This is a genomic window from Leptolyngbya sp. CCY15150, assembly GCF_016888135.1.
Taxonomy (GTDB): domain Bacteria; phylum Cyanobacteriota; class Cyanobacteriia; order RECH01; family RECH01; genus RECH01.
Window position 1 is genome coordinate 153518 of sequence record NZ_JACSWB010000207.1, and the last position, 15440, is coordinate 168957.

14 protein-coding genes, 1 tRNA gene and 2 pseudogenes are annotated in these 15440 nt (G+C 51.3%); 8 read left to right on the forward strand and 9 right to left on the reverse strand.

Annotated features, from left to right (window positions below; genetic code table 11):
* Positions 1–2 precede the first annotated feature (2 nt).
* Positions 3–1532, forward strand: a complete 1530-nt coding sequence (locus tag JUJ53_RS14710) for a helicase C-terminal domain-containing protein (protein ID WP_204152777.1) — start codon at positions 3–5, stop codon at positions 1530–1532.
* A 5-nt stretch (positions 1533–1537) separates the two neighbouring features.
* Here the strand turns inward: JUJ53_RS14710 and JUJ53_RS14715 are convergent, their stop codons facing one another.
* Complete coding sequence (locus JUJ53_RS14715) at positions 1538–2836, reverse strand: ABC transporter substrate-binding protein (RefSeq protein WP_204152778.1); 1299 nt, start codon at positions 2834–2836, stop codon at positions 1538–1540.
* 167 nt (positions 2837–3003) lie between these two features.
* On the opposite strand from JUJ53_RS14715, the gene JUJ53_RS14720 reads away from it, so the two are divergent.
* The 4 genes from JUJ53_RS14720 (at position 3004) to JUJ53_RS14735 (ending at position 6531) form a co-directional block, all read left to right on the forward strand.
* Positions 3004–3552, forward strand: coding sequence for an FHA domain-containing protein (locus JUJ53_RS14720; protein ID WP_204152779.1), 549 nt, complete (start codon positions 3004–3006; stop codon positions 3550–3552).
* 466 nt (positions 3553–4018) lie between these two features.
* Positions 4019–4978 carry an orange carotenoid-binding protein gene (locus tag JUJ53_RS14725; RefSeq protein ID WP_204152780.1) on the forward strand — a complete coding sequence of 320 codons (960 nt, stop codon included), beginning with the start codon at positions 4019–4021 and terminating at the stop codon, positions 4976–4978.
* Positions 4979–5114: 136 nt separating this feature from the next.
* A complete protein-coding gene (locus JUJ53_RS14730; RefSeq protein ID WP_239125101.1) occupies positions 5115–5846 on the forward strand; it encodes a fatty acid desaturase in 732 nt (243 codons plus the stop codon).
* Positions 5847–6204: 358 nt separating this feature from the next.
* On the forward strand, positions 6205–6531 hold the full coding sequence (locus tag JUJ53_RS14735; protein ID WP_204152782.1) for a hypothetical protein: 327 nt from the start codon (positions 6205–6207) through the stop codon (positions 6529–6531).
* Between the two features lie 136 nt (positions 6532–6667).
* Here JUJ53_RS14735 and JUJ53_RS14740 read toward each other — a convergent pair whose 3' ends face one another.
* Positions 6668–7639, reverse strand: coding sequence for a CAP domain-containing protein (locus JUJ53_RS14740; protein ID WP_204152783.1), 972 nt, complete (start codon positions 7637–7639; stop codon positions 6668–6670).
* Between the two features lie 210 nt (positions 7640–7849).
* Positions 7850–8056: a hypothetical protein gene (locus JUJ53_RS14745; protein ID WP_204152784.1), complete on the reverse strand. Its 207-nt coding sequence runs from the start codon at positions 8054–8056 to the stop codon at positions 7850–7852.
* Between the two features lie 401 nt (positions 8057–8457).
* Between JUJ53_RS14745 and JUJ53_RS14750 the strand changes: the two genes are divergently transcribed.
* Positions 8458–10407 (forward strand): FHA domain-containing protein, encoded by a 1950-nt coding sequence (locus tag JUJ53_RS14750; RefSeq protein ID WP_204152785.1) that lies wholly within the window; start codon positions 8458–8460, stop codon positions 10405–10407.
* A 167-nt stretch (positions 10408–10574) separates the two neighbouring features.
* Here the strand turns inward: JUJ53_RS14750 and JUJ53_RS14755 are convergent, their stop codons facing one another.
* Positions 10575–10976, reverse strand: coding sequence for a VOC family protein (locus JUJ53_RS14755; protein WP_204152786.1), 402 nt, complete (start codon positions 10974–10976; stop codon positions 10575–10577).
* A 345-nt stretch (positions 10977–11321) separates the two neighbouring features.
* Entirely contained in the window at positions 11322–11813 is a 492-nt protein-coding gene (locus tag JUJ53_RS14760; RefSeq protein WP_204152787.1) for a GNAT family N-acetyltransferase, read from the reverse strand.
* 218 nt (positions 11814–12031) lie between these two features.
* On the opposite strand from JUJ53_RS14760, the gene JUJ53_RS14765 reads away from it, so the two are divergent.
* Positions 12032–12472 (forward strand): DUF29 domain-containing protein, encoded by a 441-nt coding sequence (locus JUJ53_RS14765; protein WP_204152984.1) that lies wholly within the window; start codon positions 12032–12034, stop codon positions 12470–12472.
* Positions 12473–12875: 403 nt separating this feature from the next.
* Here the strand turns inward: JUJ53_RS14765 and JUJ53_RS25520 are convergent.
* The 3 genes and pseudogenes from JUJ53_RS25520 to JUJ53_RS14780 form a co-directional block, all read right to left on the reverse strand.
* A pseudogene (locus JUJ53_RS25520) lies at positions 12876–13202 on the reverse strand (hypothetical protein).
* The gene (locus JUJ53_RS14775) at positions 13186–13410 is read right to left on the reverse strand and encodes a DUF433 domain-containing protein (protein WP_204152788.1); all 225 of its coding nucleotides are present in this window, start codon (positions 13408–13410) and stop codon (positions 13186–13188) included. Before JUJ53_RS14775 ends, JUJ53_RS25520 begins: the two are co-directional and overlap by 17 nt.
* Positions 13411–13649: 239 nt before the next feature.
* Positions 13650–14669, reverse strand: coding sequence for a hypothetical protein (locus tag JUJ53_RS14780; protein ID WP_204152789.1), 1020 nt, complete (start codon positions 14667–14669; stop codon positions 13650–13652).
* A gap of 377 nt (positions 14670–15046) precedes the next feature.
* Between JUJ53_RS14780 and JUJ53_RS24725 the strand changes: the two are divergent.
* Positions 15047–15186 (forward strand): annotated as a pseudogene (locus tag JUJ53_RS24725) (phage integrase N-terminal SAM-like domain-containing protein); the annotation flags it as partial.
* 135 nt (positions 15187–15321) lie between these two features.
* Here the strand turns inward: JUJ53_RS24725 and JUJ53_RS14790 are convergent.
* Positions 15322–15395: transfer RNA gene (locus JUJ53_RS14790), tRNA-Pro, on the reverse strand.
* Positions 15396–15440: the final 45 nt, after the last annotated feature.

Below are 15440 nucleotides of genomic sequence, written 5' to 3' on the forward strand. Positions count from 1 at the left end.
CTGTGATTGAGGTTGAAGTCCACCAGCAATTGCGTGCCTTCCTGCGCCAGCAGGGAGAATCATGCTGGCCCCATCATCTAACCATGGCGCGGCTAGTGGCGCGGGCCCTGCGCCTAGGGCGCAGTTCGCTGATTCAAACCGGCGCACCGTCGGGCTACCATGGTCGCTATCGCATCAGCTACCTACTGCCGGCCCTCATGTGGACAGAAGGGGTCGTATTAGTGGTGCCGGCGGCGGTGCAGTCGAGGCTGCTGAAGGTTGATATTCCTCGATTACAGCAGTGGATATCCACCACCAAGCCTATTCAGGTGGGCGATCGCTGGCCCTCATCGTCCTTTCAAGGCTTGTTGATCACCACACCCGAGGCCTGGTTGAGCGATCGCCTCCAGCATAGCGGCCACATTCCCGACCATATTCCTACCTTAGTTGACGGCATTGATGACCTAGAAGCTTGGGTGCAAAACCAGCTCACCGCCAAGGTGATGCCCAATCACTGGGATGCTTTGATGCGCGCCTGTCCAACTCAGGTTGATCTAATTCGCGATGTGCGAATTTATCTAACGCGATCGCTCTTCCAGCATCCCGAAAATCCCTACAACTGCTATCGCCTAGAAGATCAAGAGCAAGATGCCTTATTTGACCTATGGCGCGTTTTTCAAGGAAAGGATCTGCTGGATCAATTGCCAGAGGTTTGGCAAGCCTTTTGGGAACAGTTTTCCTGTTCACCCCACCTGCTTTGGGCTAGGCTTGATCGAGCCCAAGGAAAATTCTCGCTGAACTGTCGTCCGTTGGAGTTAGCCGATCAGTTAGATCTCATGTGGCAACTCCAGCCGGTGATCCTCATAGGCGGAGCTGTGGAGCTTGATACCCAGGCGACCGTCTATCGCCAGCGCCTAGGGCTGGGGGATATGACCTGCGTGAAATTTGCCCCCGATCGCCAGCAAGAAAGCATTCAGCTTTACGTACCCGATCGCCTACCGTTTCCTAATACGCCAGAATTTCAGCCCGCCATGATGCTGGAAATCCGCCATCTGCTGATGATCAGCGCCGAACGACCGGGGTTAACCGTGCTTTTAGTTGATGACACACCCCTCAAGGCTCAAGTTGCCTCCGTTTTGGCAGCGGAGTATGGATCGCGGGTGCAGATGGAGCGCACCTGTTTGGATGACAACGGCATTTTGGTGAGCGGCTGGCAGTTCTGGCAAAACCACCAAGCCGTTTTTCCAGCTCCGCAGCTCTTGGTGATGGCAACCCTGCCGATTCCGTCCCTGGAAAATCCCCTCGTGGCTGGACGAGTCGCCGCCTACAAGAAAAATCGCCAAGATTGGTTTCGCCTCTATCTCCTGCCGGAAGCCCTGAGCACCCTGCAGCGAGCGATCGCCCCCGTGCGGGAAACGCAAGGCGTGGTGGCCCTGTTGGATAACCGCGTCAATCATCGGAGCTACGGACAACAGGTGTTAGAAGCCCTCAGCCCCATGGCGCGGCTGAGCTATGTCGATACCAGCTTATTTCCCCATATGGATTATCGGTAAATAAATTATCGCTCATGGGGAGACGTTCCGAGAATGCGATCTAGCCGCTGCTGAGCCTGAGATAAAGCTTCCTCCGGTGATTTTGACTGTAGCACCACAGCTTCGATCGCTCTCCCCAGTTGATCCGACAGACGATTGTAGTTGGCAAAAATCGGCCGCGATCGCCCCTGCTCAGCCTGGTCGAGAAAAATCTGTAGGGCAGGCTGGTCTTGCACCACAGCTTGGTAGGACTCACTTTGCCGCGATCGCAGATTGACGGGTAAATAACCGGTGCCGATGGCCCACTGGGTTTGGGCGGCTTCACTCACGAGGAATTCAGCAACCTGCAGCGCTGCCTGCTCTCGTTCAGGCTGGGTACGGAAAATAAATAAATTCTCGCCGCCAATCGCGGTGGCGGGCTGCTGATCCATGGGAATGGACATCACGGCAAAATCCACCCCCGTCGATCGCAGTTCTCGCAAGGTCCACGGCCCGGTAAGCTGCATCGCTACCTTACCTGCCAGAAAATCCGTTAGCTCATAGCCACGCTCGGGCTGGGAGAGCAGGGCGGAGCCGTCTGCAACTAAGTCTTGCCACAGGTGCAGGGCAGCGATCGCTTCTGGCGTGACGAGATGAATCTGGCCATGATCCAGCAGATCCCCGGCTGCACTCCAAAGAAACGATAGCCACATAAACACCGTCCATTCTCCCTTACCCAGGGGCAGGAGAATGCCGTGCCGGGGAGGATGGGCGTCCCTATCTGTCAACTGCTGAGCGACCCGGCGCAGTTCATCCCAGGTGCGGGGCAGGTCGGCAATGCCAGCTTCTGCAAATAAGCTAGGACGGTAGAAGATCCCTACATTATTCACCCCAAAGGGCACCGACCAGAGATGATCCTCAAGAGCGATCGCTTCATATAGACTCGGGTCTAAGTCATCCAGTAGCTTGGTTTGCGCATACCAATCATCCAGGGGACGGATGGCGTCCAGTTCCACCAACTGCCCCGTCAGCATGGGCGCATACCACAGTAAATCTGGCGGAGACTGCCCCAGCACGGCGGTGAGGATTTTGGGGATCTGCTGATCGCCCTGCCCCACATAGAGCGCTTCCAGCTCAATCTGATCATGGCTTTGGTTAAACTGTGCCACCAGATCATCTAACACGTCGCGGTTCGCCGGTGGATTGACGCCATGCCAAAGGGTAAGGTGCTGAATACCGTTGCTGTCCCTAGCCTGCAGCGGCTGACATCCTGCCACACCCCAGAGCAGTAGAATAAGTAAGATAGAGAGCGATCGCCGCCATCGATGCTGGTGCAGATTGGACATGAATGGGCATAGCCATGAAGGGGATGCGGCCCATTATAAAGAGAAGGCAGTCCTGAAATAGGTGTGAGAGAATAGGTCTGCAGGACTGAACCAATCCCTAGCTAGCTGGGTATACCGAGGTTCATCAGGTCAACGGGATCACGATGTCGCATTTCAACTCCTAAATCATGAATCGATTGACGCTGGAATGGGTGGAGCATGAGCAACACAAATCGTTTACGGTGACCGATCAAATGCTCACGAAACAGGTGGGTAGGGTCAGGCTAGGGCGAGATCCGTCTCGATGTGATCTGGTGTTATCCCATCCCACGGTCTCAGGTCTGCATGTCGAACTCTTCTATGATCCTCCCCGTTCAGCCTTCTACGTCCATAGCCTCCGCCCCAGCAATCCTCCCCTGCTCAATCATCGTCCCATCCTAGAGGACGAGCAGCCCTTAGCAGAGGGCGATCGCCTCTGTCTAGGCCTGGTTGAGCTGCACATTGGAACCATCGTCTTAGAGACCGTCGCTCCCACCATCGTCACCACCCCGGCAGTCGAGCATTCCGGTGATACGACGCTGCCCCTGAAGCCACTTAAGCCCACGGCCCCTTCTGCCTATGGGCTCAAATGCCCCCGCTGTGGCCAAGTCTCGTCCTACGACTATCTCAAGTCTGGCTGCCCATGGTGTGGCGCGTCCCTAGCCGCCGCCAACAGCGTACTCATGGAAAAACCCTAGACTCCGGGGCGATCGCCTTTTCATCTATTTCGTTGCATTTGTTTACATTCAGCTCCTGCCTGTGCCGGGCAAAGGTCTTTAACGGGGAAGCGATCGCCCTATCGGTGATCAGAGAACCCCAAACACAGAGCCCTGCGGTTCACATCGACCGAGACCCAAAGGTGCCGGAATGCCGTGGCAAGAGCGTATGCCTATGGACAGTATATAAAGAAATGTTTCTTTTTGTTACAAACCCGTGATAAATTGAAGGTGTCGTTAAAAAAGCATCTGTCGTAAGAGAGTGGATTCTTCGACATCCTGCTGAGATAATAGTGCTATCCCCCGAATTCTAACCCTGTCATGACGGCTATTTTTAGGGCGGTTGGGGGCGATTTTGGGTTAACCCATAGCTATGCATTCATAGCTGGGACTGTCTAAGATCATGCCTTTCGAGATTGTGAAACCGTAGTTTAAGGCGAGGTACCTTATGCCCTTTACCATTGAATCAGCCCGCAGTATTTTTCCCGGCACCCTTTCTGCCGATGCTGTGCCAGCTACAATTGCTCGATTCACTCAACTGAATGCCGAAGATCAACTAGCGCTGATTTGGTTTGCCTACCTGGAAATGGGAAAAACCATCACCATCGCGGCTCCCGGTGCAGCCAACATGCAGTTTGCCGAAAATACGTTGAATGAAATTCGGCAAATGTCCTTCCAAGAGCAGTCTCAAGCCATGTGTGACTTGGCGAACCGGGCTGACACCCCCATCTGCCGCACCTACTCCATGTGGTCATCGAACATCAAGCTTGGCTTCTGGTACCAGCTTGGACAGTGGATGGATGAAGGTCTCGTCGCTCCTATTCCTGAAGGCTATCAGCTCTCCGCCAACGCCGCCGCTGTCCTGCAAGCCATCCGTAACCTAGAGTCTGGTCAACAAATCACCGTGTTGCGCAACTCGGTCGTAGACATGGGCTTTGATCCCAAAAAGCTCGGTTCCTACCAAAGCGTAGCAGAGCCCATCGTGCCTCCTGTTGTAGCCGATAAGCGGACAGCCGTTACCATTGAAGGGATTGATAACCCCACCGTGCTGAGCTACATGAACAACATGAATGCCAACGACTTTGATGCGTTGATTCAATTGTTCACCGATGATGGTGCGCTCCAGCCTCCCTTCCAACGCCCGATTGTCGGTCGTGACGCAGTTTTGAAGTTCTTCCGGGAAGACTGCCAAAACCTTAAGCTGATGCCCGAACGAGGTGTTTTGGAACCCGCTGATGAAGGCTACACCCAAATCAAAGTCACCGGTAAAGTACAAACCCCTTGGTTTGGTGCCGCTGTGGGTATGAACATGGCCTGGCGTTTCTTACTCAACCCTGAGAATAAGATCTACTTTGTGGCTATTGACCTCTTGGCATCACCCAAGGAACTGTTAAATCTGACCCGTTAATCTCTGTTCAGATATCTGCTCAGATCATGAACGTCTGATCTAACACTGCCTCCATTCCCTGATCTAAGGTCACGGGAATGGAGGTGCTTTCAAGTGATTCAACTATATTTCCTGCATGGCGTCTTCCCCTGAGTCAATGACTCGCCGCCCCCTCTCTGAATCAGGGAGCTGGCTGGGCGTTGGATGGGCGATCGCACTTTTCCTGACTTGGATAGGAAGCTTGCTGGGGCTTCTGTACATACCTATTGCTCAGCTCCCTTGGCTAGTTGTCCTGGTTGTGATCATAGGGCGTACAGTTCTCCAGACCGGCTTATTCATCGTTGCCCACGATGCAATGCATCTCAGTCTTCTGCCTCAACATCCCCGGCTCAATCATGCCATGGGTCATGTTGCGGTCGGTCTGTATGCATTCTTATCCTACCAACACTGCCGCCAGCAGCACCGCGACCACCATCGCTGTCCTGCTCAACTTGGCGACCCTGATTTCCACGACGGAGTGCATTGCCATCCGGTGGCTTGGTATCTCAAATTTATGGGGGAATACCTGTCAGGCTACCGCTTAGTGCAGCTCATTGTCAGTTGGATCGGCGTATTGGGTATCTTGGTCTATGGCTTTCAGGTGTCGCCGACGAATGCGATCGCCTTTTGGGTCGGCCCACTCGTACTCAGCTCTTTCCAGCTTTTTATCTTTGGGACATATCTACCCCATCGTCACAGTAATCAGGGAAACCCTAATCGCCATCGAGCCGTGAGCAGCGACTATCCCGTTTGGCTGTCGTTTCTCACCTGCTATCATTTGGGCTACCACTGGGAGCATCACGAGTATCCCCATCTGCCTTGGTACCGCCTGCCGGCTGCCCGCCGGTAGAGGCAATCAAGAAACTGCCCTCTTAAGCATCCTCGGCTGATGGTTCCATCATGACTGAACATTGCAGTTGCGACTAACCTAAGGATGACGAAGATACTGCCGTTGGGCTGAGCTGATCAAATCCTGCCCCTACCGCAATCTGCTACGGCCGTTGAGGCTATGCCTATCGGACTTAATAAATAAGTATTTGTACTTACTTGCTCCCGCAACCCAGGTTTAGGTTTGACGGGGCCTATCGTCCTGCTGTGGGAACAACTGTAAGCATTAGATTATTTCAAAATTTTGCTCTAAATTGGGTAGATTTCATTGAATAATCGCGGCAAAATAGAAAGACTGATGATAATTATAAGGTTTCAGAATGCAAGGAATAGATACAGACTGGACAACTGAGGAGAAGGCGATCGCTCAAAAGGCCTTTCAAGCAGCCTATGAACGAGAAATTAGCGCCCTCGTCAGCGATGTTAAGACTAAGATGCACAGCATCACAGGGCTAGACGACCTTTGGCAGGTTCATGACTACCTCAGTGCTCGGCGACATGATATTGATGGCAAGTACGACTATCGATATTCAGTCCTCATCTTTGTGTTCTCCCAGCTCGTGCGGGAAGGGTGGCTTTACCTAGACGATCTGGATGGCCTCGATTCTAGCAAGTTGAAGAAGGTGACTGCACTATCGCGTATGTAAAAGCGGAGATCAGGCGGCTGTTATACGGCTCAAGCGGCGCGGCGTCGGCTTCACTAAGCCCCTAAGTAGACAATACTTGGGGCTCAGTGAGGCCGACGTTGACAGCACCCTTGCCCCAGAAGCTACGGCTAACTACCTATTGAGACGAAAGCCGGAAGCCGTTATTCGGGTTAACGGTTAAGGTGGAACCACATACCATACGACTTGCCATACTGGCTGGAAGATAGCCACTCATCTGCAAGCCTAGACTACCTTCGCACTGATCTTCACGCAACGTAATTTCCCGAGTTTCGCCAGGTGCTAGAGCATCACCCAAAATATTAATCTCGCCGAGGGTAACACTCTCTAGGTTAACACTACCGTTATTAACCACATTAAGCTGAGTCGTAAATCTGATGTAGTTAATAACGCAGACGATACGATACCCTGCATGGGGACCACAGCCCGCTCCAGTATGTGTCCAGCTAGGGTCAAAAATATTGGTACGATGCCCCCGACTAGGCACACCATCATCAACAATTAAATCCAGCACCACTCGTTGCCCCGTGCTTGGCCCATAGGCAATATTCTCCCCGCTGGATACATAAAGCGCTCCGGTGCGGCCTATCCGTTGTGCAGTGGTACTGCCGTCAGAGCCATCGTGCCCCATACTACCACTAGCCTGATCTTGAGCATGGGCTTTAGCAGCCTGGGCAACATTAGGTGAGGCTTCTAGGGTAGAAACCGCCGCCTGTTGACGCAAAAAATCAATGGCCTCTTGAACAGCTGGCCTTCCTTCCTGCGTTTGAATAGGACGGCAGTTAGGCCCACAACTAATTACACCCTCGTCATTCATATTGGCCAGGCGTTCCTCCAACAACGGGATCAAGCTGGCTGGATCTTGGCGGACTTGGTTTTGTACGGTAATAATGTCTTGCTCAATCTGCGCCCAGTCATAGGCTTCTTGGGCGTAAGCTGAGGAACCCAGAGTCAACCAAGGTTGATTTGCAGCGGAGAGTATATTAAAACGATGCGATCCCTGGGAGGTGACTACACCGGCCAGAACTAGAACAGAGAGCGAAACGCCGCGACGTAACCAGCGGCGAATAAAAACTGAATTATTTTGCATGATTTTTGTGACCTAAGGTAGAATGCGTATTTTTCTGCACCTCTGTGTATACTATGTGACCTGCAATTGAGTTTGTCAAGTAGATTATATGAAGTCTTAAATGGCTGCATTAGTAGCTGTAAATCTGTAATTTTACAGTTTTCCAGACCCGCTACGAGGATAAAATAACAAAAAATCAGTGATTTCCCTGATGCCAAAGTAAATTTACCTTCAAATAACACGAAGAACCAGGATGGTGAAACCGCCGCTGCCAAATGGTGTATCCCGGCCCATCATGATCTCTTTGCACCAGTCCACCCCACCGTACTCGGCGATGACCTGTATAGTCGTCAGCCAATGTGCGAAACCTGCCTCATCCATCAGATCAACTTCATTGTTGTCTGTCTGCCCACCTCTCATTCGACGTTGTATGGCCATAGCCGACCTTATTAGGACATAGACTAGAGATACAGATATCGCGTTCCGCATTCCGCCCACGTCTATGGCTCAACCAGTAAAGATTTTCAGCAAGCGATCGCCCTGGCTCGATCGCCCTAGATGAACTCAAGAAGGTCGGCTATAGCTATACATTCCAACTGTTCTTGAATTAATAATGGCTGGAGGAATGGTATAACGGATATGCTAGTTTGCGGTTGGGGATAGAAGATAGACAGACCTAGGAACATCAAGATCTAGCCCTACGTCGTCACCGCCTATCTCTAGTGCCTGAGCTAGCCCCACCAGCAGTCCCGCGCTCCACCCACTAGGGTTGGACAGAAAGCACCCTGCAACACTAAGGGCGATCGCTTGTTGATCCACCGGCATATCCGTAAATTCCCATGAGTGATCCGCCTCTCCGTTTGCAACTAAGTTGGGAAGACCCGGCCACGGGGGAGCTGCGCACTCCTGTGCTATCGTTGCCGATCGCCCTCGGGCGAGACTTTGCCCATATGCCAGCTCAGGTCGATGGGCAGCGGGTGTCGCGCATGGTGCTAGACAGTGGCCAGGTGTCGCGCTTCCACGCCTTACTCAGGCAAGAGGGTGGTGACGTGGTGGTAGACGATCAGCGCAGCAGCAATGGCACCTTCGTGAATGGCGATCGCCAAGCATCCGCCGTCCTCAGCGAGGGCGATCGCCTGCTAATTGGCCCCTACACGCTGACGTTAACCTGGTCGATCGAAGGACAGACCGGGCCGTCCGAGTCCGAGTCCTCAACCAATTCCACCATTCTATTTCCCGAGGCTAGCGCGCCCACGTCGGGAGCCTCCTTTCCGCCACCGCTCTTTCAACAGCCCCACGTATCGCTACGGGATCTCATGGATACAGGGCTGCCCATCCGCGAATTTGACTATGTGGCCCTCGGGGCAGGACTCGGTAGCTTTGTCTGGGTAGATCTGTTGCGCCTGGGCGGGGTATCCGCTCAGCAGATTCTGGCCATTGGCATGGAAGCAGTGCCCTACGCCCGCTACCAGCGTCTTTGCCTCAATTCCCAAATTCCCCCCCATGAACGGCTGCGATCTAACTCAGACTCTTGCCCAGACAATATCTGGGGTTGGCCGAGCTACGCTCTACGGGAAGCTTGGGATGATCTGGGTCGCGGCAAGCTTGCCCCTGCCCTACGGTACCTGTGGCAGGTCTTTGCCGAACCGACGCTGGCCGAAACCTATACGCCGCGATCGGGGCGGGTGTTTGCCTCCATCGATCGCGAAGCTGCGCGCATTGGCTGGAACCATTGTTTTGACTACGGACGGATTCGCTCCATTCGCCAAACCACAGATGGACGGTATGCGATCGCCTATTCCCGTTCCACCGCCGACCGCCGCGACCATGCCTTTGTGGTCGCCCGCTACCTACATCTGGCGACCGGCTACCCAGCGATTCAGTTTCTGCCCGACCTGCAGGCCTATCGAGCCGCCACCCATGACTTTAAAACCGTGGTGAATGCCTACGAAGACCATGACCATGTCTATCAACACCTGGAAACCTTCGGCGGCACCGTGATGATTCGGGGGCGGGGGATTGTGGCATCGCGGGTGGTGCAGCGCATTTACGAAGCCCGTCAGACCAATCCCCAGATCTATCTCCTCCATCTGATGCGATCGCCCAAACCCAGTGGACATAGATTTCGTACCGCCCAGCGACAGGTGAAAAATCACTACGAACTACAGCCCTTTAATTGGCCCAAAGCCTGCTGGAGCGGCGACCTGCGGGTAATGCTAGAGCAGGCTAGTCCTTCAGAACGTCAACGACTGCTAGCCGATTGGGGCGGCACCACCACCGCCGATCGCCATGACTGGCAGCAGATTGTCCAAGAGGGATTGCGCCAAGGCTGGTACAAAATTGAGTTTGGCGAGGTGGAGCGGGTGGAGCCAAGCACTGGCCAGGGCACCCTGACCCACATTCGCGATCGCGACTTTAAGGGCACCCGCCAACTACAAGCCGATTTTATTATTGATGCCACAGGTCTAGATGCCCAGGTGTCCGCCAATCCACTGTTGGACGATCTGGTCACCTGCTATGGCTTACCCTTGAATCCCCTAGGACGCCTCGCAGTATCCCAGGATTTTGAACTTCCTGACCTGCGATCGGGGCAAGGGCGAGTCTATGCGGCAGGGGCGATGACCTTGGGCGGCCCCTACGCAGCGGTGGATAGCTTTTTGGGTCTTCAGTATGCGGCACTGCGATCGGTGGATAGCTTAGCCGCAGCCAAGGCTCCAGGTCTGCATCGTCTTTCAGGGGGGCGATCGCTCTTGCAATGGATGAAATGGGTGATGAACGTTGCCCCCTGACAGAGTTTCCCGGAAATCGGGAAGGTTCAAATGTGGCGTTGCTGAATAGCGATAGGATTTGCGCTCACGGTTCGTTAGCGCGACGTTCACACTCACAATCAAGATAGTGTGAGCATCTCACTCTTATTCTGATGTCATATCTTTATTCAGCAACATCTTTTCAAGGACTACTCACAGTTGATCATCCAGGGGATGCCAAATTTATCGATCGCCATACCGAATCGTTGTGCCCAGAAGGTTTTTTCTAAGGGCATCTGAATCTTGCCACCTTCGGATAGAGCTTGAAAGATAGTCTCGGCTTTATCTGGATCTGAAATTTGCAGTGAAACCGAGAATCCTTTGGGCATCTCATAACTTCCGGGAGGGCAATCTGATCCCATAATGGCCCAGTTGCCCAAGGTAAGTTGAGTATGCATGATTTTGGTAGCCCATTCCGGTGGCACGTCGGCTTCGGCAGGCGAACCGGCAAACGGCATCATGGCACACAGGTCTCCACCCAAGACTTGGTGATAAAACTTGAAGGCTTCCTCACATTGACCATCAAAAAACAGGTAAGGATTAACTTGCATAACGGTTTCCTCTTTTTTCAATAAAACGTGTGGTATGGATCATGACGTAGCGGAAAGTGCCAGCCCCTAGCAATATGTTGTCGGCTCAACTAAAAGGCTAATGCCAGCAACGATAGTTATGGTGGCGATCGCAATCTGACCACAGGTATGATAGTTCGTCGGTTTTGACAGACCTTGTTTCGCCAAAACAGCGATCGCGAAGGTTGCTAACAGGACAGTTAAAACAGCCCTAGCTCATGGGATAGACAACTTTCCCTCAGTCGCGCAGACATTTTCCAGAACACCCTCAGAACCGTCTCGGCACTGTAGCTACAAGGCTTTAGCGTTGAACTTAGACCACGTGGCTCAATCTAGGCGATAAACAGAACAGTGATCGTCACCAAAGCATCGATGCTCCACAAACTGGAAGCCGAAACGCTGATAAAAGCGGTGGGCGCGGGTATTACTAGTCAACGGATCAATCAGAACAGCCGTTACATCAGGGTTAGCAAAACAGCGGGATAGAGCTATCTGCATCATGGTGGTGCCGTAGCCCTTGCCCAACGCTGTAACCTCCCCTATCCAAATGTCGATCGCTCGCAGATGATCAGGCACATCGCCCCAGTAGTGGCTATCTTCTTGAGCAGGATCAATGATTTGAACAAAACCAATGGGGCGACCCTCTAGCTCTGCAATCCATGGCTCACGCCAAGTGGGAGTGCGGGCTAGCTCCACCTCCCAACCCCAGTCGTCGTCGCCGTGACTAGCGATGATATGGGGCTGGGCATCCCAATGACGAAGAAGCGCCGCGTCAGCAAGGGTAGCGGGACGAAAAGCTATGATGCCGGACTCAGACATGGTGGTCACCTGCTGGCGTAACATCAGCTAACTACTCAACCATATTAGTTCAATTGTACTATGACGAGGTTGTGCGACATAAATCTTTAAACATGGTTTGAGAGAGGGTGGCTGGGCAAAACGGACAAGATGTTCAGACCATTTCTTCCATTGAGCTTGGTAGTATCAGGTAAAGCAGAGAATCATAGGTACAATTTAAGAACGTTGCGGTGTCTTCGATGCAAACCACCACGCTCTATGACCAAGATTTTTACGCCTGGACTCAGCGCCAGGTTGAACTGTTGCGCGCAGGTCAACTAGGCGAGCTCGACATTGAAAATCTAATTGAGGAGATTGAGTCATTGGGGCGGCAAGAGCGGCAGGAGTTGCGGAATCGATTGGGAGTGCTGCTAGGACACCTGCTCAAGTGGCACTACCAGCCCGAGGCTCGATCTAAGAGCTGGGTTTACACTATCCGAGAGCAGCGCCGGAAAATTCAGCGCCACCTGAAAGACAACCCGAGCTTGAAACCCTATCTAACCGAGGCTATTGGTGTTGGCTATGAAGACGGTCTAGATCTGGTAGGTCGAGAAACATCCCTCGACCCTGAACAACTTCCCCAATCTTGCCCGTTCTCTGAGACAGAAATTTTTGAATCACCGATAGCCTGGCAACCCTAGAAAGTGAAGCGTCCAAGGAAAGCGCCGAGTAGCGCTCCCTCCGTTTGAGGAATCAGTGACAGTACAGGTTTCGGCATTGCTGAATGGTGGGATGATTCCGCAACATGTTGCGTGGAGTTTCAGATCCTATAGCTAGCAGTTCATCTCTTGGTTCAGCAACACCGAGCAGATTTTCTCTTGGCTAATCGAACTAAAGATCGAGTATTGGACTCGATAGTAGTCATTCAACCATTTTTGGGTGCTTTCGGACGCACAGACAGTCTAGACGGACAAGTGTAAGGACTGGATGCAAAGACCGCTAAGGTTCCCAATCACCCGCTGCAGGCTACCTCAAACATCCAGCCGATAACGGCTCAACGGTCGGATGTATGGGGGTTGTTGTGCTGCAACGCTTGCATGATTATTAGGAGCCTCCGACTTCGATGACTTGCCCCGGTGAAATTGTGGTCAACACACTACAAACGTCAGGCATCAAAGGTACTAAATCTGGTAATCGATTACTGCGTGCTACAAGAACAACGACTGCTACTCCAGCTTGCTCTCAATTCTGCTGATACCGCAAATTTTGATCGGTGGTTAGTAGAATCGCGAAGCCTTCTTGGTTCATGAGTCTCAACAACTCACCATTCTTTTTTCCTGACCATCCCATTTCAACAACTGTTTGTATCTCGTAATCAACCAGTTCACAATTGAGGGGACGTGGGGCGCATTCATCAAGCAGGATTCGCATAAGTTGTTAGCATTTCCTTTGCTAATTCCAGAGCTGCGATCGCTTGCTCACGCCTAACACTCGGAAAATGATCTAAGAATTCATCGAGTGGATCACCCGCTTCGAGATAATCGATCAAAGTTCTCATTGGTACACGAGTTCCAACAAAAACAGGAGTTCCTCCCAGAATATCAGGGTCACTATGAATAACACGCGCTGTGGCTGTCATATCAGCTATCCATGAGCAGAGTTCTCTTCAATCTTAGCCTACACTCACTCTCAGAATATTCCTTAGAATTCGTCGCACCAGCACCAAATGTTGGAATAGCTTTCAACCCAAGTTGCGAACAGATGCGCTTCCGGCTTTGTCACTACTGGAGACTAAGCGGCCCAACGGCAAAACGCAGCGGCGGCAGATAACCTTGGCAACACCACAAGCGGCTTTCGTCCGTCCGCTGCCGTGAAGTGTTAGGTTGCGTTTGCTATCAAATCATGGCGTTTGAATAGGTTGACAAGAAAAGACTCTACTATTATTTCCGCTGCACTCTCGCTACTAAGTTCATAGCCTCCAAATCGATACACTTCATAGCCAGATAGCTTTAGTCGTCTATCCTCAGCAATCATTTCAGAATATAGCCTGGGACTGGCTATATCTTCTTCAGCATAATGTTGTTTGCCATCAATTTCTATTACTATCCTTATTCGATCTGATAGTAAAAACAGGAAATCCATTCTTTGTCGCACCAAGCGACGCTGATCTTGCAACTGCTTCAGTGTATACGGATCATAGTGCAAATAAACTTGTGGAATTAGAGCAGGCAGTTTCTCTTTTAATGACTCATAGAAATTCTTAAAATAAATCTTCCAAAATAACTTCTCCGGTGCAGAAGTCAATGATTGAGACAAACGAGCATATAGTTTTCTGCCAACTTCTATGTCCGATTCTTCATTTAGTTTTTCTCTCTCCCTCCACCAATCAATAAGTTCCTTCCAAAGAAGACCATGTGACTTAATGGGACGATCGTATATGAGACAATAAGCAGAATTTTTTACAATTTCAATGTCGTTGCTGACTGAATCAGAGAAAATAATTTCTGGTTTTGGTCCATTCGCCGCAAAAATCAAATTTTTAACGTTGCTACCTACTCCTAGAGTGGTGAGGTAAACTCTGTAACCATCTTTGTCTACTGCAAAACCATGTTTTTCGCAAAGAGAGCGTAGTTTTTGTTTCCCCTCATCACCAATCCAACTTATAAGTAATGTATTTTCTAAAACTTTGACAAACTTTCGGATCGACTCCATACTTTCCCAATTTAGGGAGGCGTAATAATCTTCAACAAGCGATCTACGATCACCACTTAAATTCTTTCCTGATTTTCCCTGCTCGATTCCAGCAGCGGTAAAAATATCATTGATATTACGTATATACAAGTAGATTACGCAAAATTCGCGGAATTCTGTCTTCAAAATCTCGACATTTGGTGTCACAACGCTATGACTCCTTTAGGACAATCTAAATTCTCCCTCTAAATTTTAACCATTAGATGAGAAGTAGTTATTCCGCACCCACTAAGAATTTAACACTGAATACCCAGAGATGGGCTTTCGACTGCGTCTTAACCGATATCTTTAGCGACCTAACAACTTATTAGACTGATCCAATCTGCCCATATACCTCCTACTAGGTGAATAGGCAGATTATGGGTCGTCTAATCACCCTTTTGGGGTAGATAGGCGGCGAATAATCTGCATAATAGCCCTCTCTAGGGCAGATAGACAGCAAAGATCTGTATATCTGCCATTTTATTGCTAGACGTACCTATGCATCACTAGTGTTGTATTGGATACCTGCATGTGGAGCTGTCATGGAGCATCGTCGTTCTAAGAAGCTGCTAGACCAAGTGCATGAAGCCGTCTGAAGCACTACTCCTGCCGCACAGAGCAAACCTACGTGCAGTGGATTCGTCGCTACATCTTGTTTCACAACAAACGGCGTCCTAACGATCGCTGCCAGCGAACGTTGCCATCCGGTTGTTCAACCACTGCAATTTCCACGGCCGTCAGACCGTAGCCTAGGTTAGGGTCAGCCAAAGATTGATGCGTCAGCTACAAAGCGCTTCCGCAGTAGATTTTAGAAAAATCGGGATGACTGGATTCGAACCAGCGGCCCCTTCGTCCCGAACGAAGTGCGCTACCAAGCTGCGCCACATCCCGTCGTTAGCACTGAGACATTATAACCTAAGCTGAGATTCTCCGCAG

Bases quoted from the DNA above. Each gene is read 5' to 3' on its own strand.
- JUJ53_RS14745 (WP_204152784.1), bottom strand. From the start codon at position 8,056: ATGGCCATACAACGTCGAATGAGAGGTGGGCAGACAGACAACAATGAA.
- JUJ53_RS14740 (WP_204152783.1), bottom strand. From the start codon at position 7,639: ATGCAAAATAATTCAGTTTTTATTCGCCGCTGGTTACGTCGCGGCGTT.
- JUJ53_RS14775 (WP_204152788.1), bottom strand. From the start codon at position 13,410: ATGACAGCCACAGCGCGTGTTATTCATAGTGACCCTGATATTCTGGGA.
- JUJ53_RS14765 (WP_204152984.1), top strand. From the start codon at position 12,032: ATGCAAACCACCACGCTCTATGACCAAGATTTTTACGCCTGGACTCAG.
- JUJ53_RS14725 (WP_204152780.1), top strand. From the start codon at position 4,019: ATGCCCTTTACCATTGAATCAGCCCGCAGTATTTTTCCCGGCACCCTT.
- JUJ53_RS14720 (WP_204152779.1), top strand. From the start codon at position 3,004: ATGAATCGATTGACGCTGGAATGGGTGGAGCATGAGCAACACAAATCG.
- JUJ53_RS14760 (WP_204152787.1), bottom strand. From the start codon at position 11,813: ATGTCTGAGTCCGGCATCATAGCTTTTCGTCCCGCTACCCTTGCTGAC.
- JUJ53_RS14735 (WP_204152782.1), top strand. From the start codon at position 6,205: ATGCAAGGAATAGATACAGACTGGACAACTGAGGAGAAGGCGATCGCT.
- JUJ53_RS14715 (WP_204152778.1), bottom strand. From the start codon at position 2,836: ATGTCCAATCTGCACCAGCATCGATGGCGGCGATCGCTCTCTATCTTA.
- JUJ53_RS14730 (WP_239125101.1), top strand. From the start codon at position 5,115: ATGACTCGCCGCCCCCTCTCTGAATCAGGGAGCTGGCTGGGCGTTGGA.
- JUJ53_RS14750 (WP_204152785.1), top strand. From the start codon at position 8,458: ATGAGTGATCCGCCTCTCCGTTTGCAACTAAGTTGGGAAGACCCGGCC.
- JUJ53_RS14755 (WP_204152786.1), bottom strand. From the start codon at position 10,976: ATGCAAGTTAATCCTTACCTGTTTTTTGATGGTCAATGTGAGGAAGCC.